This is a genomic window from Micromonospora eburnea (assembly GCF_900090225.1).
Classification (GTDB): Bacteria; Actinomycetota; Actinomycetes; order Mycobacteriales; family Micromonosporaceae; genus Micromonospora; species Micromonospora eburnea.
On record NZ_FMHY01000002.1, the window covers coordinates 4,297,743 to 4,315,611 of the forward strand.

Annotated in this window: 19 protein-coding genes; 9 read left to right on the forward strand and 10 right to left on the reverse strand. The window is 72.1% G+C overall.

The annotated features are described in order from the left end of the window. Window positions 1-81: 81 nt before the first annotated feature. On the reverse strand, window positions 82-1,188 hold the full coding sequence (locus GA0070604_RS19065) for a major royal jelly family protein (protein WP_244161996.1): 1,107 nt from the start codon (window positions 1,186-1,188) through the stop codon (window positions 82-84). A 135-nt stretch (window positions 1,189-1,323) separates the two neighbouring features. Between GA0070604_RS19065 and GA0070604_RS19070 the strand changes: the two genes are divergently transcribed. Continuing rightward, window positions 1,324-3,579 (forward strand): catalase, encoded by a 2,256-nt coding sequence (locus GA0070604_RS19070; protein ID WP_091120011.1) that lies wholly within the window; start codon window positions 1,324-1,326, stop codon window positions 3,577-3,579. Window positions 3,580-3,819: 240 nt separating this feature from the next. Here the strand turns inward: GA0070604_RS19070 and GA0070604_RS19075 are convergent, their stop codons facing one another. Further along, window positions 3,820-4,689: a DUF6745 domain-containing protein gene (locus tag GA0070604_RS19075; protein WP_091120016.1), complete on the reverse strand. Its 870-nt coding sequence runs from the start codon at window positions 4,687-4,689 to the stop codon at window positions 3,820-3,822. Between the two features lie 190 nt (window positions 4,690-4,879). Between GA0070604_RS19075 and GA0070604_RS19080 the strand changes: the two genes are divergently transcribed. Then, on the forward strand, window positions 4,880-5,422 hold the full coding sequence (locus GA0070604_RS19080) for a DinB family protein (RefSeq protein ID WP_244161997.1): 543 nt from the start codon (window positions 4,880-4,882) through the stop codon (window positions 5,420-5,422). A 21-nt stretch (window positions 5,423-5,443) separates the two neighbouring features. Here the strand turns inward: GA0070604_RS19080 and GA0070604_RS19085 are convergent, their stop codons facing one another. The 3 genes from GA0070604_RS19085 to GA0070604_RS19095 all read right to left on the reverse strand — a co-directional run bounded on the left by GA0070604_RS19085 (window position 5,444) and on the right by GA0070604_RS19095 (window position 8,044). Next, a complete protein-coding gene (locus tag GA0070604_RS19085; RefSeq protein ID WP_091120024.1) occupies window positions 5,444-5,980 on the reverse strand; it encodes an isochorismatase family protein in 537 nt (178 codons plus the stop codon). Window positions 5,981-6,055: 75 nt separating this feature from the next. Then, window positions 6,056-7,471, reverse strand: a complete 1,416-nt coding sequence (locus GA0070604_RS19090) for an FAD-dependent oxidoreductase (RefSeq protein ID WP_091120027.1) — start codon at window positions 7,469-7,471, stop codon at window positions 6,056-6,058. A 75-nt stretch (window positions 7,472-7,546) separates the two neighbouring features. Continuing rightward, window positions 7,547-8,044 (reverse strand): GNAT family N-acetyltransferase, encoded by a 498-nt coding sequence (locus tag GA0070604_RS19095; protein ID WP_091120031.1) that lies wholly within the window; start codon window positions 8,042-8,044, stop codon window positions 7,547-7,549. A 213-nt stretch (window positions 8,045-8,257) separates the two neighbouring features. On the opposite strand from GA0070604_RS19095, the gene GA0070604_RS19100 reads away from it, so the two are divergent. Next, window positions 8,258-8,641, forward strand: coding sequence for an ArsR/SmtB family transcription factor (locus GA0070604_RS19100; protein WP_091120034.1), 384 nt, complete (start codon window positions 8,258-8,260; stop codon window positions 8,639-8,641). A gap of 12 nt (window positions 8,642-8,653) precedes the next feature. Here the strand turns inward: GA0070604_RS19100 and GA0070604_RS19105 are convergent, their stop codons facing one another. Beyond that, window positions 8,654-9,799 carry a flavin-containing monooxygenase gene (locus GA0070604_RS19105; RefSeq protein WP_091120038.1) on the reverse strand — a complete coding sequence of 382 codons (1,146 nt, stop codon included), beginning with the start codon at window positions 9,797-9,799 and terminating at the stop codon, window positions 8,654-8,656. 62 nt (window positions 9,800-9,861) lie between these two features. Between GA0070604_RS19105 and GA0070604_RS19110 the strand changes: the two genes are divergently transcribed. The 6 genes from GA0070604_RS19110 (at window position 9,862) to GA0070604_RS19130 (ending at window position 13,232) form a co-directional block, all read left to right on the forward strand. Then, a complete protein-coding gene (locus GA0070604_RS19110; RefSeq protein WP_091127258.1) occupies window positions 9,862-10,194 on the forward strand; it encodes an ArsR/SmtB family transcription factor in 333 nt (110 codons plus the stop codon). A gap of 96 nt (window positions 10,195-10,290) precedes the next feature. Continuing rightward, window positions 10,291-10,827, forward strand: coding sequence for an ArsR/SmtB family transcription factor (locus GA0070604_RS19115; protein WP_244161998.1), 537 nt, complete (start codon window positions 10,291-10,293; stop codon window positions 10,825-10,827). Beyond that, a complete protein-coding gene (locus GA0070604_RS33625; protein WP_244161999.1) occupies window positions 10,713-10,973 on the forward strand; it encodes an arsenate-mycothiol transferase ArsC in 261 nt (86 codons plus the stop codon). The genes GA0070604_RS19115 and GA0070604_RS33625 overlap by 115 nt, the downstream gene beginning before the upstream one ends. Window positions 10,974-11,118: 145 nt before the next feature. Continuing rightward, window positions 11,119-12,207, forward strand: a complete 1,089-nt coding sequence (arsB, locus tag GA0070604_RS19120) for an ACR3 family arsenite efflux transporter (RefSeq protein ID WP_091120041.1) — start codon at window positions 11,119-11,121, stop codon at window positions 12,205-12,207. 72 nt (window positions 12,208-12,279) lie between these two features. Then, on the forward strand, window positions 12,280-12,687 hold the full coding sequence (locus GA0070604_RS19125) for an arsenate reductase ArsC (RefSeq protein WP_091127259.1): 408 nt from the start codon (window positions 12,280-12,282) through the stop codon (window positions 12,685-12,687). A gap of 173 nt (window positions 12,688-12,860) precedes the next feature. Beyond that, complete coding sequence (locus GA0070604_RS19130) at window positions 12,861-13,232, forward strand: ArsR/SmtB family transcription factor (protein ID WP_091120044.1); 372 nt, start codon at window positions 12,861-12,863, stop codon at window positions 13,230-13,232. A gap of 22 nt (window positions 13,233-13,254) precedes the next feature. Here the strand turns inward: GA0070604_RS19130 and GA0070604_RS33965 are convergent, their stop codons facing one another. The 4 genes from GA0070604_RS33965 to GA0070604_RS19150 are packed head-to-tail and all read right to left on the reverse strand — an operon-like array spanning window position 13,255 to window position 17,823. Continuing rightward, complete coding sequence (locus tag GA0070604_RS33965; protein ID WP_091120048.1) at window positions 13,255-14,676, reverse strand: multicopper oxidase domain-containing protein; 1,422 nt, start codon at window positions 14,674-14,676, stop codon at window positions 13,255-13,257. Beyond that, entirely contained in the window at window positions 14,673-15,962 is a 1,290-nt protein-coding gene (locus GA0070604_RS19140) for a hypothetical protein (RefSeq protein ID WP_279615696.1), read from the reverse strand. Before GA0070604_RS19140 ends, GA0070604_RS33965 begins: the two co-directional genes overlap by 4 nt. Next, entirely contained in the window at window positions 15,962-17,122 is a 1,161-nt protein-coding gene (locus GA0070604_RS19145) for a hypothetical protein (RefSeq protein ID WP_091120052.1), read from the reverse strand. The genes GA0070604_RS19140 and GA0070604_RS19145 overlap by 1 nt, the downstream gene beginning before the upstream one ends. Continuing rightward, entirely contained in the window at window positions 17,119-17,823 is a 705-nt protein-coding gene (locus GA0070604_RS19150; protein WP_244162000.1) for a helix-turn-helix transcriptional regulator, read from the reverse strand. Before GA0070604_RS19150 ends, GA0070604_RS19145 begins: the two co-directional genes overlap by 4 nt. Window positions 17,824-17,869: the final 46 nt, after the last annotated feature.

Below are 17,869 nucleotides of genomic sequence, written 5' to 3' on the forward strand. Positions count from 1 at the left end.
ACGCGGGACTGCGACCGGCGACAACCCACCGCCGGGCAGGCCGACCACTTCCCGGACGGGTGCGGCCGGTGGGCGCGGGCATCAGGGCCGCAGCAGCACCGGACCAGCGTCGATCCGGGTGCGGAACAGGGCGTACGGCTTGCGTCGCAGATCCTGTCCGCGCTGGTACTTGGCCTGCCGGTGCAGTTGGTTGGCGGTGACGTAGAGGCGACCGTCGTTGGCGATCGACATGGTGTCCGGCCAGAGCAACCGGGGATCGTGCACCACCGTCTCGAACTGTCCGTCCGGATTGCGCCGCAGCACCGCGTCGTGCTCGTAGGAGGTGAGATAGAGCCGGCCGGCGTCGTCGGTCTCCAGCCCGTCGGAGCCGCCGCCCTTGTCCCCCTCGTCCACCACGGTCGCCGCTACCTCGTCGTCGCTGACGGCGCGGTCGGCGAGGGCGTCGGCGGCGACGCTGTACCAGCGGCGGGAGGCCAGGGGGCAGTAGTAGAGACGGGCACCGTCGGCGGCGAGCGCGATGCCGTCGCACCCCATGGTCACCGGTTTCGGGTCGCCGTCGGCGGGGCGTTCGAGGAAGGGCCGGCCCTCCACCACTGGCCGGAAGGCGCTCAGCGGCTCCGCCTTGGTGGACGGGTGCTCGTGCAGCCGCCGCCAGGAGACGCCACTGGACAGGTCGACCACGATCAGCCCGTTGGGGCCGGAGTCCGAGGAGTCGGTGATATAGGCGATCCCGGCTTCTCCGCGTCGGAGGTCGAATCGTACGTCGTTGAGGTAGGTGCTGGGCAGCGCGACGTCGGCCGGGAAGGTGATGACCTGCGCCACGGCGTCGGTGTCCAGGTCGACCCGGACCAGTTTCGGCCCGCCGGGTCTGGTGGGTCGGAACATCGGGCTGCCGGTGTCGAGGATCCAGAGCCGGTCGGCGGGGTCGACGACAACGCTCTGCACCGACACCAACGCCCCGGTGTCGTCGTCGCCGGACGGCTCGTTCCAGGCCTGGTCCGGGAAGGGCACCTCGGCACCGTCGCGCAACTCGACGACGGTGGCGGGCACCTCGTCGCCCCACTTCGGGAAGTTGACGAAGATCCGGCCGGTGTGCGAGACACTCACCCCGGTCGGCATCGGCCCGGTGAAGGCGTGCACGAGTTCCAGGTCGCCGAACGCCGCGCCGGCCACTTCCGTACGGGTCACCCGTTCCACCTCGGTGACGGTACGGGAGGCGACACCGGCTTTCATCGGGTTCGGCGACGTTTACCCGTTTTCGGTGCTCCTCGACGGGTAGAACCGGAAGGTCGGCTTGCGTTGCTTCGTGGAGGTACCCGTCCTATGGATTCCAGCAAACCCGCCAAGGCCGTGAGGGACGCGGTCGAGCCGGCCAAGGAGAAGGTGGCGGATGCCCTCACCCCGGACGTTCCCGGTGTGCCGGGCAGTGCCCCGCCGCCAGTCGACGAGCCGACCCGGCCCCGGGATCCGCTGCCGCCGAAGGCCGAGCAGGGCTCCCCGGAGACCCGTACGGCGACCGGCGCGAAGACCGGCGCGCCGGCTGCCGCGGACGCTCAGCAGGGAGCCTTCCTCACCACCTCCCAGGGAGCCCGGCTCCGCGACACCGACCACTCCCTCAAGGCCGGGCCGCGCGGCCCGGTGCTGCTCCAGGACCACCACCTGCGCGAGAAGATCACCCACTTCGACCACGAGCGTATCCCCGAGCGCGTCGTTCACGCGCGGGGCGCCGGGGCGCACGGCCTGTTCACGGCGTACGGCACCGCCGAAGGGGTCACGCGGGCCGGCTTCCTGAAGAAGGGCAGGGAGACGCCGGTCTTCGTCCGGTTCTCCACCGTCGTCGGGTCCCGTGGGTCGGCCGACACGGTCCGCGACACCCGCGGCTTCGCGACCAAGTTCTACACCGACGAGGGCACCTTCGACCTGGTCGCCAACAACATTCCCGTCTTCTTCATCCAGGACGCCATCAAGTTCCCCGATGTCATCCACGCCGCCAAGCCGCACCCCGACCGGGAGATCCCCCAGGCCCAGACCGCCCACGACACCTTCTGGGACTTCGTCTCCCTGCACACCGAGGCCCAGCACCACACCATGTGGACCATGTCAGACCGGGGCATTCCCCGGTCGTTCCGGATGATGGAGGGCTTCGGGGTGCACTCCTTCCGGCTGGTCAACGAGGCCGGGGAGACGGCGCTGGTCAAGTTCCACTGGAAGCCGAAGCTCGGCGTGCACTCCCTCACCTGGGAGGAGGCGCAGCTGCTCGGCGGCATCGACCCGGACTTCCACCGCCGTGACCTGTACGACGCGATCGAGGCCGGCGCCTACCCGGAGTGGGAACTCGGCATCCAGGTCCTCCCCGACACCCCGGAGGAGACCTTCGCCGGGATCGACCTGCTCGACCCGACCAAGATCGTGCCCGAGGAACTGGCACCGGTGCAGCGGGTCGGCAGGCTGGTGCTCAACCGGACGCCCACCAACTTCTTCGCCGAGACCGAACAGGTCGCCTTCCACGTGGGTCACCTGCCACCGGGCATCGACGCCACCAACGACCCGCTGATGCAGGGCCGGCTGTTCTCGTACATCGACACGCAGCTCACCCGGCTGGCCGGCCCGAACTTCTCCCAGATCCCGATCAACCGCCCGCACGCCGACGTCAACGACATGCTCCGCGACGGCTTCCACCAGAACGCCGTCCACGCTGGAGTCGCCCCCTACCGACCCAACTCCCTCGACGGCGGCAACCCCTTCCGCGCCGGTGACGCCAAGCACGCATTCGTCGACGTGCCGGTCACGGTCTCCGAGGCACCCAAGATCCGGGCCAACCCGGCGTCCTTCGACGACCACTACAGCCAGGTGCGCCTGTTCTGGCTGAGCATGTCGCCGGTGGAGAAGGAACACATCGTCGGCGCCTACACCTTCGAACTCGGCAAGTGCCACCACCAGGCGATCAAGGAACGCCAGCTGCGCTGCCTGGCCAACATCGACCCCGTGCTCTGCGCCCAGGTCGCCGCCGGCCTGGGCCTGCCCGTACCCGAGCCGACCGAGCCGCTCGCCGACGTCACGCCGAGCCCGGCGCTCTCCCAGCTCGGCCGGGAGTGGCCGGCCGACGGCCGCACGATCGGCATCGTGATCGACCCGGAAGGCGACCTCGACAGCGTCGACCAGGTGCGCCGAGCCGTGTTCGCCGCCGACATGGTGCCGCTCCTGATCGCCCCGCACGGCGGCATGGTGGGCGACCTGGCGGTGCAGCGAACCTTCGCCACCGCTCGTTCCGTCGAGTTCGACGCGCTCCTGCTGGCCGGCGCACCGGCCCCGGCTCCGGACGCACTGCCCGTACGGGATGCCAAGACCGGCGCGGCGAGCCCGGTGGACCCCCGGATACCGCTGCTGGTCGAGGAGTGCTGGCGGCACGCCAAGGCGATCGGAGCCTGGGGCGCCGGCACCGACGTGCTGGAGCAGACCGGCGTGGCCGGCGGCGAGGGGGTTGTCGCAGGCGGCTCGGCCATGGACGTGCTCACGGCCGTACGGCAGCTGATGGCCACGCACCGGGTCTGGCAGCGGTTCCCCACACCTCTCTCGTAACGGTCGAAGCAGCCGTCGGAGGCCGCCTCCGCCTTGGGGAGGAGCGGCCCCCACTCGAAACGAGGGTCGGGCGGATTCGGTGAGGATCTACATCATCGGCGACCGAGACGTCCGCCGGACCACTACCTGATCGCGTCGATCAGCGCCGGCCCCCTGCGCGGTGACGAACCGGCGGGATCGCGGGACGTGGAGCGCGCCGGCCGGGACTGACGGGCCGTCCCGGCCGGCTGTCGACTCACGTCACATTCTCAGGAGTGGTTGCCAGCCGTCCCGGTAGCGCACACCGCGAGGTTGCAGCCGGATCTGCTCGTGCACTGTTCCGGAGACCGGCTCGGTCCGGATCGCCTGGGGCCGGTCCACCACGACACAGACGTCCTCGCCGGGCCACCACCAGCCACAGGAACGGGCCAGGCCGGCCCAGACGTCGAGATGTTCGGCCTCGTCCGGCCCGTACCGGGCAAGGCCGAGTCGACGCAGCGTGTCGTAGTAGGCGATCCACGACGCATCCTGCTGCCCGTACCAGCACACGGGCACCGGACCGTTGTCGGCCAGTGCCGCGCGTACGGGTAGGTAATACCCGGACGCGAGGCTGCGGTGCAGCGCCGTGCGTACGCCCTGGTGCAGCACGACAGCGAGCGGAACGCCGCTGTCGAGCGCGGGTAGCGGCGCCAGTTCGGGCCATGGCTCCTTGGTCTTGTTCGTACGCACGGGTGACAGCTCGGGGTCGGCGTGCGTGACGCCCGCGCTCAGTGCGCCGCGCAGCTGGGAGGCGACCATGGCGAGATCGCTTGCCAGTGGTGGTGCCCCTCGTGGACGGGGCGCCCGGATCCACTCGTAGAGTTGATCGAGGGTGGGCCAGCCGGTGAACAGGGAGCGCGCCTTGTCCGGCGAGTCGACCCATTCGAACCGGGGTCGCGGCCGCGACGCCCTGGCGTAGATGGCGGTCAGGCAGCGTTCGGCCGTCGGCTTGTCAGCCGGCTGTGTGGACAGTCCGTGATCGAGCCATTCCTGGCGGATCTGAATGGCCTGCTGCCACAGGTCGCGAGGGTTGCCGCTGCGGACGGCCTGTGGCGATTTCGCGGCGTCGTCGCGCCGCGCGGAGGCGCTCATCGCGCCAGGGCGTCGCCGCCCTTCCGTGAAGAGATCATGGAGCGACTATGGCCCACAGCGGGTCACCGGCGCAAACGATTCTCCACCGGGCCGGGCCCCACTCGCCGCCCACTGGGTGACGACGGAAAGCCGTTCGACCCGGAACATGCGGGTGTGGCAAGGTCTCGTGGTGCCGGTATCCCGTCGTGGCTTGCTGCGTTGGCAGTTCGACCTGACCTGGTCGCTGTTCGAATACCACCTGGAACGGCTGGAGCCGGCGGACTTCCTCTGGGAGCCCGCCGCGCATTGCTGGACGGTCCGCCCGGACGCCGACGGCGAGTGGACGCCGGACTGGGCGGACGCCGAACCCGACCCGATCCCCGTTCCGACCATCGGGTGGATCACCTGGCACATCGGCTGGTGGTGGACCGTCGCCATCGACCACGCCCAGGCGCGCACGCCACGGGAGCGTACCGAGATCCGCTGGCCCGGTGACGGCGACAAGGCGGTGGCGTGGCTGCGTGATCTCCGTACCGAATGGTTGGCGGTGCTCGACCGGCTCAGCGAGGCCGACCTCGACGGTGTCGCGCCGTTCCCGTGGCAGAACGACCCCGAGCACACCGTCGCCCACATGATCGCCTGGTTGAACGCCGAGCTGATGAAGAATGCCGCCGAGATCGGCCAACTCCGGTTGCTACGACACGCGTGCGGGCAGGCGGACGCTTCGCCCGCGAGGTCGTCCACCCGTCGCTGACCGCAGCCGGTCGCAGGCGGTTCAACCGAGCCGGTCGAGCACCTCACCGGTGGTGATGACCTCACCGAAGCGGGGCAGGACCACCGTCAGCGCATGCTCGTGCTCGGCGGCCGTCATGCCGCTCATCGCGTCCGCGGCGAAGATGACCTCAAATCCGTGATCGGATGCGGCGCGAGCGGTGGACTCCACGCCCATCGTCGTCGCGAGCCCGGTCATGACCACTGTGCTCACGCCGCGCTCCCGCAGCCGATCGGCCAGGCCCGTGCCGTAGAACGCGCCGACGGTGTGCTTCACCACGGCGATGTCGCCGGGCTGCGGCTCCATCTCCGGGACGAACCCGCTGCCGGGCGGCTGCTCGGCGACGTTGGGCCGATCCACGCGGACCAGCACCACAGTGCCGCCTGCCTGGCGGAACGCTGTCACCAGGCGACTCGCTCGGGCCACCACGTCGGCGCCCTTGTGCGGGCCCATGTCCTGCTCGACAATTCGCGGCATCAGGTCGACGACGATCAGCGCGGTGCGTTCGGCGACAATATTCTTGGTAAGGGGTGAGGCCACGCCGAGAACCTAACATCCCGCGCGTGGTGCCCGCCGAACGTGTGGTCGGCGGGCACCTGAGGCGGTGATCGGGCATCAACCGGCGCAGCAGCCGCCGGTCTGGCCGTCGCCAGCGGCGTCGAGGGTGACCAGGGCCAGCGGCGCGGACAGCAGTCCACCGGAGATGCCGGTCGCCAGGCCCCGGCCGGCAGCCGCGGTGGTCGGGGCGGGCTCGCAGCAGCCGCCGCTGCCGGTGGAGTCGACGGGGTTGCTGTTGCACACGCCGGTTTCGGGCAGGTCGAGCTGGACGTCGCGGGCGGCGGCCCAGTCGCCGGCGAGAGCGGCGACGACGGAGCGGACCTGCTCGTAGCCGGTGGCCATGAGGAAGGTGGGCGCGCGGCCGTAGCTCTTCATACCGACGGCGTAGTAGCCGGGCTCAGGGTGGGCGAGTTCGTCCACGCCGTGCGGGGGCACCGTGCCGCAGGAGTGCTCGTTGGGGTCGATCAGTGGAGCGAGCGCGCGGGTAGCGCCCATGATCGGGTCGAGGTCCAGGCGCAGTTCGGCGGCGATGGCATGGTCGGGGCGGAAGCCGGTGGCCGCAACAATCCGGTCGACGGTGATGGACTCGTTGGTGCCGTCAACGTGGCGGACGACGACGGCGACTCGGCCGTCGGTCGGGGTGAGCGCGTGGACGGAGAAGCCCGTGAGCAGCCGGACCCGACCGGAATCCACATGGTCACGCAGCCGGGAGCCCAGCGCCCCACGCGCCGGGAGGGCGTCGGCCTCGCCGCCGCCATAGGTGCGAGCCGGGGACGCGGAGCGAATGGCCCAGGTCACCTCGGTTCCGGGCGTCTCGGTGGCAAGTTCGGCCAGGGAGAGCAGGGTGTTGGCGGCCGAGTGGCCGGCGCCGACAACCAGGGTGTGCCGGCCGGCGAAGCTGTCCCGGTCGGCGCCGAGCACGTCCGGCAGGGCGTGCTCCAGGAAGGCGCCGGCCTCCTTTTCGCCCCGTGCCGGGAGGCCGGAGGCGCCGAGGACGTTGGGGGTGCCCCAGGTGCCGGAGGCGTCGATGACCGCGCGGGCCAGGAGTTCTTCGCCGCCGGCGAGGCGGATCAGAAACGGGGCCTGCTCGCGGCCGGCGGTACGCAGCCGGTCGAAGCCGAGGCGGCTGATCGCCTCGACCCGGGCACGGTAGCGCAGGTGCGGTTTGAGCTGGGGCAGCTCGGCGAGCGGCCGCAGGTAGTCGGCGACGAGGTCGGCGCCGGTGGGCAGGGCCTCGAGGTCGGGGGCGACCCAGCCGGCGTCGTCGAGCAGGCGTCGGGCAGCGGGGTCGATGTTGTACCGCCACGGGGAGAACACCCGCACGTGCCCCCACTGCCCTACCGCCGCGCCCGCGGCGTCCCCGGCCTCCAGGACAAGGAAGGGCAGGCCACGCTCGTGTAGGTGGGCGGCGGCAGCCAGACCCACCGGGCCCGCGCCGACCACCACGACGGGCAACTCGTCCAGGACACTCATCGATAACTCCTCTGGGTTGAAAACTGTCGAATCAAGAAGGTGCGGATGTGCTGCGGCAGGCGGAACCGCAGTGGCTCAGTCGATGACGGGGCTGCGGCGCTCCAGCAGGACGACATCACGCCATCGGCCGTGGTGCCGCCCGACCCGCTCGCGGGTGCCGACGACCCGGAAGCCGGCGCGCTGGTGCAGAGCCAGGCTGGCGGTGTTCTCCGGGAAGACACCGGACTGGATGGTCCAGATCCCGGCCCGCTCGGTCGAGGCGATGAGCGTGTCCAGCAGGAGCCGGGCCACGCCACGGCCCCGGGCCGCCGGGTCGACGTAGACGGAGTGCTCGACCACCCCGGCGTAGACGGCGCGGGTCGAGGTGGGCGAGACGGCGACCCAGCCGAGCACGACATCGTCGCCGTCGACGGCGACGAAGCGATGGTCGTGCAGCTTGCCGGCGTCGAACACCGCCCAGGTGGGGGCGGTGGTTTCGAAGCTGGCGTCACCGCCGTCGAGGCCGGCCTGGTAGATGGCGAGCACCCGGGCGGCGTCGTCCCCGGTCATGGGGCGGACGGTGAGGTCGGCCATCAGCCGGCTCCGTTCGGGTGGGGGGCCGGGCGGCCCATGACGACATCGGCTGCCGACGTAGGTCTGGGCGGTGCCCCGCCCATCCCGGCCGGCGCCGACCGCGTGCGGCGGATGGAGCCGAGCATGCTCGTCCTCATTTCCTCAGTACGCCTGTCTTGACGTCTGTCGAATCAAACAGTTGCACGCTGATTAGAGGGATGTCAACCTAGAGGCATGTCGAACCAACCCGCGCCGCTTCCCGTCGTCGACCTCAACGCCGACGTGCCGTGCTGCCCTCCGCTGGCCCAGCGTCGGGTGCCGGCCGAGGCGGCCGCGGTGCTGGCGCCCGCGTTCAAGGCCCTGGGTGATCCGGTACGGCTACAGCTGATGTCGATGATCGCCTCTGCCGAGGGCGGGGAAGCCTGCGTGTGCGACCTGACGCCGGCGTTCGACCTGACCGGGCCGACGATCTCCCACCACCTCAGAACGCTGCGCGAGGCGGGCCTGGTGGACGCCGAGCGGCGGGGCACCTGGGTCTACTACCGGGCCCGACCGCAGATCCTGCGCCAGCTCGCCGCCCTGCTGTCGATCGAGCCGGCAGCCGCGTCCCGGGCCTGACCCGCTCCCCCGTCACCGCTGCCCACCGCCGGCGGCTCGTTGCGCCGGCGACGTCGACGGCAGGTGACCGGAGGGGGCGTGAGGCTTCTGGCGGAGTCCACGAGGACGGCAGTGTGCGGCGAGGGCGGCCATGACGTGCGCAGCGTCGCGCCCCACGCCGCGCAGGGTGTTCGAGGCGAAGGATCGCTGGAACTCCAGACCCAGGTAGACCAGGCCGGGATGCGTCGAGGAGATCCCGCCGACCTGCTGCGGCATGCCGCGGTCGAGGGTGGCAAGGGGTGCGAGGTAGTCGACGTCGGGGCGGTAGCCGGTGGCGAAGATGACCGCGTCGACCGCCTCGGTGGTGCCGTCGCTCCAGACGACACCGTCGGCGGTGAAGCGGGTGAACATGTCTCGCCGGTCAAGCTCGCCCGAGGTGATGGCGTCGCGGTAGCGGCCGGCGTCGATCACGGCGGCGTGCCGGACGAGACGGGTGACGACCGCGCGCGGGAGGCGATCGGCGCCGGTGACGCGCAGCCAGTGGTGCAGGTCCCGGCCTCGGATACGCTGTGGCAGGAACCGGACCGGTTCGCGGGTCGCCAGGGTCACCCGGGCGTGCGTGTTGAGTTCGTAGGCGACCTGGACGGCGGAGTTGCCGGCGCCCACGACGACGACGCGCTTGCCGGCGTACGCGTCGGGGCGGCGGTAGCGGGCGACGTGCCGCAGGTCGCCGCCGTACTCGCCCTGTCCCGGCAACGTCGGCAGGTACGGGTTGCCGAAGGAGCCGGTGGCGGCAACAACCCCGATCCCGCCCAGCTCATCGCCACTGTCGGTATGCACGAGGTATCCCCCGGTCGGCCGGGCGTGCACGGCGACCACCCGGGTGCGGGTGCGGACCTCGACGTCAAGGGCGTCGACGTAGCGGCGCAGGTAGGCGGTGACCTCGTCACGGTGCGGGTAGCGGTCCGGGTCGCCGTCGAAGGGCATGCCGGGCAGTGCGCTGTAGCGGGCGGGTGAGAAGAGGGTGAGGCTGTCGTAGTAGCGCGGCCACGAGCCGACCGGTTCGACGCCGGCGTCCAGGACGACGGGGCGCAGACCGGCGTTCAGGGCGGCGCGGGCGGCGGCGAGGCCGGACTGGCCGCCGCCAATGATGATCACGGAGTTGGCTTGAGCAGGCACCCTCTGATCATATCGTCATTTTGTTGAATGACAATATGATGATGGCGAGGAAGGGTGTGACCATGAGCCAGACCCCCGACGATCAGCCGCCCGGACCACAGGGCGCCACTCCAGCCCTCGCGCCGCAGACGCAGGAGTTCCTCAAGGCCCTCGGCAGTCCCACCCGCCAGCGCATCATGATGCTGTTCGCCCGCGGCGCCGAGATGTCCGTGGGCGAGGTGGCGGAGCGGGTCGGCATCAGCCAGGCCACCGCGTCACAGCAGTTGGCCCTGCTGCGACGCGGCGGCGTGGTCACCTCGCGCCGGGACGGCAAGACGGTGTTCTACCGGGCAGACCGTGACGGCACCCTGGCCGCCCTGTCGGATCTGCAGTCCTACCTGACCACCTGCTGCTAGTCAGCCGGCACGACGGCACCGGCACCGGCACGACGACACCGGCACGATCAAGGACTCGACTTGACTCCGCAGGATTACTCAGCGATGGTTGAGTCAATGAGCATTGAGTCTTCTTTCCTCGCGCGGGCCCGGATCCACGCCGCCCTCGGCGACCCGGCCCGCCTGGCGATCGTGGACGCGCTCACCCTGGGCGACGCCTCCCCCGGGGAGATCGCCCAGACCCTCGACCTGCCGACGAACCTGGTCGCCCACCACGTCAAGGTCCTCACCGACGCCGAACTCGTCACCAAGGGCCGCTCCGAGGGCGACCGGCGCCGCACCTACCTGCGCCTACGCCCCGAGACACTCGCCACCCTCGCCACCCCTCGCCTGACCGGCGTCGGCCGGGTCGTCTTCGTGTGCACCCACAACTCCGCCCGGTCCCAGTTGGCCGCCGCCCTGTGGAAGCGGCGCACCCACCGCGCCGCCGCCTCCGCCGGCACACAGCCCGCCCCCGGGTGCACCCCCGCGCGGTGGCCGTGGCCCACCGCCACCACCTGGACCTCGACCCGACCGGCACCGCCCACGTCACCGACGTCGTCCGCGCCGACGATTTGGTCATCGCCGTGTGCGACAACGCCCACGAGGAACTGACCGGCCCGGTCCGCCCCCGCCTGCACTGGTCCGTGCCCGACCCCGCGCGCGCGGACACCGACGAGGCGTTCGAAGCCGCCTACGCCGACCTCGCCGACCGCGTCGACCGGCTCGCCCCCGCCGTCCTGCCCAGAGGTCCCCGATGACCGACACGGGCGCCCACCCTCCCGAGCCACACGGCCGCCACACCCACTACCGGCTCACCGCCCAAGCCCTTGAGGAAGCCGCCCAGCACCTGGGCCGCCTCGCCCAACGCGCACGCGCCACCACGGAAAATCGACGGGAGTGCCCATGAGCACCGCCACCCGAGCCCACGCCGCCGAGACACCGGTGGTGGCCCGGCTGTCCCGCCTCGATCGGTTCCTACCGGTCTGGATCGGCCTGGCCATGGTCGCCGGCCTGCTACTCGGCCGGATCGTCCCCGGGCTGAACACCGCGCTCGACGCGGTCAAGGTCGGCGGAATCTCCCTCCCCATCGCCCTCGGCCTGCTGATCATGATGTATCCGGTGCTGGCCAAGGTCCGCTATGACCGCCTCGACACCGTCACCGGCGACCGCCGCCTGCTGGCCTCGTCGCTGGTCCTCAACTGGATCGTCGGCCCCGCCGTCATGTTCGCCCTGGCCTGGGCGTTCCTGGCCGACCAGCCGGAGTACCGCACCGGCCTGATCATCGTCGGTCTCGCCCGCTGCATCGCCATGGTCATCATCTGGAACGACCTCGCGTGCGGCGACCGGGAGGCCGCCGCTGTCCTCGTCGCCCTGAACTCGGTGTTCCAGGTGCTCGCCTTCGGCCTGCTCGGCTGGTTCTACCTGTCGGTGCTGCCCGGCTGGCTGGGTCTGGACGGTGCCGCGCTGGAGGTGTCCGGCTGGGACATCGCCCGCAACGTGCTCGTCTTCCTCGGCATCCCGCTGCTCGCCGGCTACCTCTCCCGCCGTATCGGCGAGCGCGCCAAGGACCGCGACTGGTACGAGCGACGGTTCCTGCCCAAGGTCGGACCCGTCGCCCTGTACGGACTGCTTTTCACGATCGTCGTCCTCTTCGCCTTACAGGGCGAGGCCATCACCGACCGGCCGGTGGACGTGGCTCGCATCGCCGTGCCGCTGCTGGCCTACTTCGCCCTCATGTGGGCCGGCTCCTACCTGCTCGGCCGGGCCGTCGGCCTGAACTACGAACGCACCACCACATTGGCGTTCACCGCGGCGGGAAACAACTTCGAACTGGCCATCGCGGTCGCGATCGGCACGTTCGGGGTCGCTTCCGGCCAGGCCCTCGCCGGCGTCGTCGGTCCGCTGATCGAAGTTCCCGTTCTCGTCGGACTGGTCTACGTGTCCCTCTGGGCCCGTCGCCGGCTGTTCCCGAATCCGGTGTCCCAGCCGTAGGTGCCTGCACTGCGTCCACGTCCGCCGTCGGCGTCCGCGCGCTGCGGCCGACACCGAAGCATGGAGAACGTCATGAGCGCCAAGCCCAGCGTCCTGTTCGTCTGCGTCCACAACGCCGGCCGCTCCCAGATGGCCGCCGGCTGGCTGCGCCACCTCGCCGGCGACACCGTCGAGGTCCGCTCCGCCGGCTCCGCCCCCGCCGACCAGGTCAACCCCGCCGCCGTCGAGGCGATGCGCGAGGTCGGCATCGACATCACCGACCAGACCCCCAAGCTCCTCGAGTACGCCACCGCCGAGTCGTCCGACGTCATCGTCACCATGGGCTGCGGCGACGCCTGCCCCGTCTTCCCCGGCAGGCGCTACGAGGACTGGAAACTCGACGATCCCGCCGGCAAGGGCGTCGACGCCGTCCGCCCGATCCGCGACGAGATCCGCACCCGCGTCGAGAAGCTCCTCACCGAGCTTCGTCCTTCCGCCTGACCCACCCGCCCGGGCCGATCGAGTCGCCGCGGGATCCGCGTCACGATGGGCCGATGCCGGCACTCGCCCCTCGGCCGGGGACACCGCCGGGACGGGGCGACGGTGCTCCTATCCGCAAATTGACGGCGGCCGGGTCCGGGTTCGACCGGCGTATCGATGGTGTTGGTGCAACGATGGAAGGCGTGGGAACTGCGAAAACTACTGCACCTGCCATCTCGCCCCTGGCCGGCGAGCCGATCAGGCGTGCCGATGCCGAGCGGCTCGCCGGAGTGCTGAAGGCGATCGCCGACCCGGCCCGGCTGCGACTGCTCAGTCTGATCCAGTCCGCTCCGGAGGGCGAGGCGTCCGTGAGTGACCTCACCGCGCCGCTTGGTCTCTCCCAACCGACCGTGAGTCATCACCTTCGGATCCTCACCGAGGCCGGCCTGATCGAGCGCGAGAAGCGGGGTGTCTGGGCGTACTACCGGCTCGTGCCGTCCGCGATCGCGGCGATCGCCGACCTGTTGACTCCGCCGCGCAAGCGGGCGACGAAGAAGGCCCGCTGAACGGCGCTCAGGGCCGCGGTGGTCACGACCGCACCTCGAACATGCCGCGCGCGCCCCGCTCGGCGTCCACCATCGAGTGGCTGACGAACGGGTAGTGACCGGGCGCCGGGAAGGCCAGCTCGACGAAGCCGCCCGCGGCGGGGCTCAGCGGCAGCACCTGGGCTCCACCGGGGTCGGTCGGCCTGCTCTCCCAACGGCCTTCCCGGTAGACGGTGTCGAACTGCGCGCCCACCACGTGGAAGGACGTGTCCCGGTTCGGGCCGGCGTCGAGCAGCCAGACCCGGACGCGCTCGCCGACCCGGGCGGGCAGCGGACGGTGGGCGTACTGGGCGACGTAGCCGTTGAACACCACGGCGTCGGGCCGCTCCGCCTGCATCTTCGCCAGGTCCCCCGGTTCCCCGTCCGGGCCCAGGTAGAGCTCGGACTGCACCAGAACGTACTCCCGCTGCACCGGGGGCAGGTCGGGCGGGTCGATGATCACCGCGCCGTACATGCCGTTGCCGATGTGATGCAGCATCGGCATGGTCGAGCAGTGATACATCCAGATGCCGGCCCGGGTGGCGGTGAAGCGGTAGGTGAGCCGCTGTCCGGGGTCGATCGGGCGCATCACCTCGTCGGGGGCGACGGCCCCGGCGTGGAAGTCGATCCCGTGGTCCACGGTGCCCTCGTTGACCAGGGTGATCTCGAACGTGTCGCCGATCCGGCCCCGCAGCACCGGTCCGGGCACGGTGCCGTCGAACGTCCAGAGCCGCTGGCGTACCCCCGGCGCGACCTCCCGGACCACCTCCCGGACGTGCAGTTCCCGCCGGTGCAGCCGACCCGGCGGGACGGGTGGGGCGGTGGCGTCCCGGGCGGTGAAGGTCGGTCCGGGGTCGGCCATGACGTCGATCGACTGATCCGGCGAGGCGGAGCCGGCAGTGGCCGGCGAGGCGGAGCCGGCGACGGTCGGCGAGGCGGAGCCGGCGGCGGTCGGCGAGGCGGAGCCGGCGGCGGTCGGCGAGGCAGCCGCGCCGGTCGGCACGACGTCAAGCGTCATGCCCGCCTGCCGGTGGCCCGGCAGTGAGCACCAACCCTCGGTCACCCCGCCGATGACACCCGCGTCGAGGCGGGCCGACTCGCCGTTGCCGATGAGCTTGGTGCGCGCGCCGCTGGCCAGCACGAGGTCGTGGCGGCGGTGGTCCCGGTTGGTCAGGTTCACGACGAGACGGTCACCGGCGGGTACCTCGATGCGGGCGGGGTGGAACCGCATTCCCTCGGCGACCACGTCCACCGTCGTGGTGTGTCCGGTCGGTTGCACGGCACCGGCGGCCGTCGGTCGTTGCTCGGTCGGGCTGGTGACACGCTGCGCGGCCACGCCGACCAGCACGGCGACCAGGACGAGCGCGATGCCGGTGGTGGCGCCGGCAAGGGACCGGCCGGGCTCGGGCGACATGGACACGGTCATCTCCGGGTGGTGAGCAGGACCCGGGCGGCCGGCACGAGGAACTGCACCAGCGCGGCGAGGATCAGCAGGGACGTGGTGATGCGGACGTACGGCGGGCTGGGCAGCGCGAAGACCACGAGTGCGGCGTTGGTCATCGCGACCCGCTGCGCGCCGTGCCGGTCCAGCAGGGCCGCGCGGGCCCGAGCGGGGGCCGGCCCGCCACCCAGAACCACCGGAAGCAGGTGGCTCAACGACCCGATGAGGACCTGCCCGACGAAGCCCACCAGCAGCGGGACGAGCACCACGCCGAAGCGGTCCACCGCCGTGGTGGGGTCGGCGGCCGGCAGCAGCGTGGCCGCGTCGACCGCCAGGGCGACCAGGAGCCATCCGGCCGCCGCCGCCAGCGACCAGCTCGCGAAGGCGTACGGAGGGCGGGCGCGGGCGACCGCCACCGCCGGCCGGACGGCCACCAGCACGCCGAGCACGAACAACGCCAGTCCCACGGCGGTGACCACACGCCACCAGGTGAGCAGGCCGACGCCGAGGAGCACCAGTCCGATGGTGGCCAGCGGCAGGGCCCGCACGGCGTCCCGGACCGCGGTGTCGGCCATGCGGATACGCAGCATGGTCGGCCAGAAGGTCAGCAGGGTGCCGAGGACGGTGAGGGTGATCCAGCCCAGCAGGTTGACGTGGGCGTGGAACAGCAGCAGTCGCGCCTGGTGGGTGCCGTCGCTCACCAGCATGCCGGCACCCACCGGCACACCGGTGAGCAGCGCGAGGCCGGCGACGAGGTAGTAGTGGACGGTGACGCGGAAGCGGGAGGGCAGCGCCCGACGGAGCTGCCCGGCGAGCCAGGCCAGGTGCCAGACGAGCGCGGCGAAGACCAGGGCGGCGCCCGACACTCCGAGCCACGGCCGGTCGCCCGCCCCGCCGGTCAGTACGGCCAGCACGCCGACGTTCAACGCGGCCAGCCGCAGGGCCTCGCCCCGGCGGCGGCCGGGCGGCGGCGTACGCAGCAGCGCCGTGCTGAAGTGCGCCGACCAGATGACGATCGCGTTGGTCACGGCGCCGAGCAGGAGCAGGTGGATCGCCAGCCAGCGCCAGGTGGGCAGGAAGGGGTGGGCGAGACCCAGGCCCACGAGCCCCGCCAGGTACCCCAGCGGCAGGAGCCCGGCCCGGCGGTGCCAGGCCGATCGGCCGGCGGCCCTGGCGGGGGCCGCTCCGGCGGCGGGGCTGGACGGTGCGCGTCCGGCGTCCGGCGGCGGATCCGCGTCCGGGGTCCGGGGGGTCGGCGAGAGGAGGTCCATCAGTGCGCCGCCGGGGCCGCCGCGGCGGGGGCCACGGGTCGGGCCGGGGCACGGCCCGCGCTGTTGCCGGGGCGACCTCGGCCGCCCGGAGCACCCCGCATCGCGATCACGGCGCAGGCGAGGAAGGCGAGGACGGCCAACACGTTGAGCGTGCCGGCCACTCGCCACACCGGTTGGACGCCCAGCCCGTCACCGACGACGACCCGCGCCAGCAGGCTGGCGTGCAGGAGGGCCAGCGGCGCGTACAGCCAGGGCCGGTAGGGCAACGGCCGCCGCAGCACGGCCGGCAGGATGACCGGCGCGTGCACGAAGATCATCGACATGGTGAAGCCGAGGAAGAGGGCGTGCAGGGTGGCGTCGTAGCGGGGGCCGCCGGTGGCCGGGCCGGCGCCGGCCCACAGCAGGCCGGCCAGGGCCAGCCAGGCGTACCCGGCCAGCAGCCCGGCCGCGACGTAGCGGGGCAGGCCGACGCCGCGTACGGTGCGGCGAGCGACGTCGTACACCGCCAGCCACCCGACGGTGGCGAGCAGGCCGACTCCGAACAGCCGCGTCCCGGCCGCCGGCCACAGGGTGCTCGCGGTGGCCCCGGCGGTGAGCACACCGAGCGCGGCGCTGAACCAGGGAACCCCGTGCCGAGGTAGGGCGAGGTGGGCCAGTTCCAGGCGTTCCCCGGCGATGGTCGCCACCACGAAGGTGGCCAGCCAGGGGACGATCTCCGGCACGGTGCTGCCGGCGAGCCACAGCAGGGTGGCGGCGTACCAGGCGAACGCGCCGAGGCCCTGGGCCAGGAGCGAGGCACCGGGCTGCCGCTGCCAGAGCCGGCGGTAGATCAGCAGGAGCAGCACCCCGGCGAGCATGAGCAGCAGTCGCCCGGCCAGGGTCGGGCCGGTCAGGACGAGTGTGACGGCACCCGCCCCGGAGCAGGCCGGCGCGAGCAGCGCCCGGCGGGAGCCGAGCGCCACCGCCCGTTCCAGCGCCACCAGGGTGCCGACGAAGCCGAGCACCATCAGCGGGCCGTGCACCTGTTCCAGGGGTGCCGCCGGGGCGGGCAGCGGCAGGTCGAGCAGCAGCAGTGCGGCGTACAGGCCGGTCAGCAGGGCGAACCCGCCGGCGGCGAGGACGGGGATCCGCCAGCGCAGCGGGCCCGGCCGGGCGGTCATCGGGGGTCTGCGTCGACGGGCGGCCGCCGCCGGTCCCGGGGGTCGACCTCGGGCATGGTCAGGCGGACCACGCAGGCGTCCGACGCGCCGAACGGCTCGACCACGGCACCGGCGGGCGGGGCTCCGGCGTGTTCGAGTGCCCCCCGCACGACTCCGACGTGCAGGTTGCAGATCGCGTCGGGGTTGCGGTTGACCAGTTCGAGGAAGGGGCAGGTGTGCAGGTGGATCTCGGTCCGGCCGGCGTCGGTGTGGTGCAGGCGAGGGCTGAAGCCGAGGCCGCGCAGCACACCGAGCAGGACGTCCGTCGGGTCCTCACCGGGTGGGGTGACCGCGGCCAGGTGCCGGCCCCAGTCCTGCCCGGCCCGGGTGGCCTCGGCCCGTACGTCACCTGCGGTGCGGCGGGACAGGTGGTCGAGCAGGGCGGCGGCCAGGGCCCGGTACGGCGCGGGCGCCGGTGCGTCCGCGATGGCGATCCGGTAGCGCCAGGCCGGCCGGCCCGGTTGGCCGCCGCTGGCCCGTGCCTTTACGAGCAGTCCGGCACCGACCAGCCGATCGAGGTGGGCGCGGGCGGTCGACGGGTGCAGACCGGTCCGCTCCCCCACCTCGGCGATGGTCACGCCGCCGTCGGCGGCCTTGACGATGTCCAGGATGGAGACCCGGCTCGCGGTGCCCAGCGCGCGGTGCCGCTGCGTGTCGATCATTTCCCCGATCGGCCCTGTTCTCGTGGTTTCCACGGTAGTTAACGTT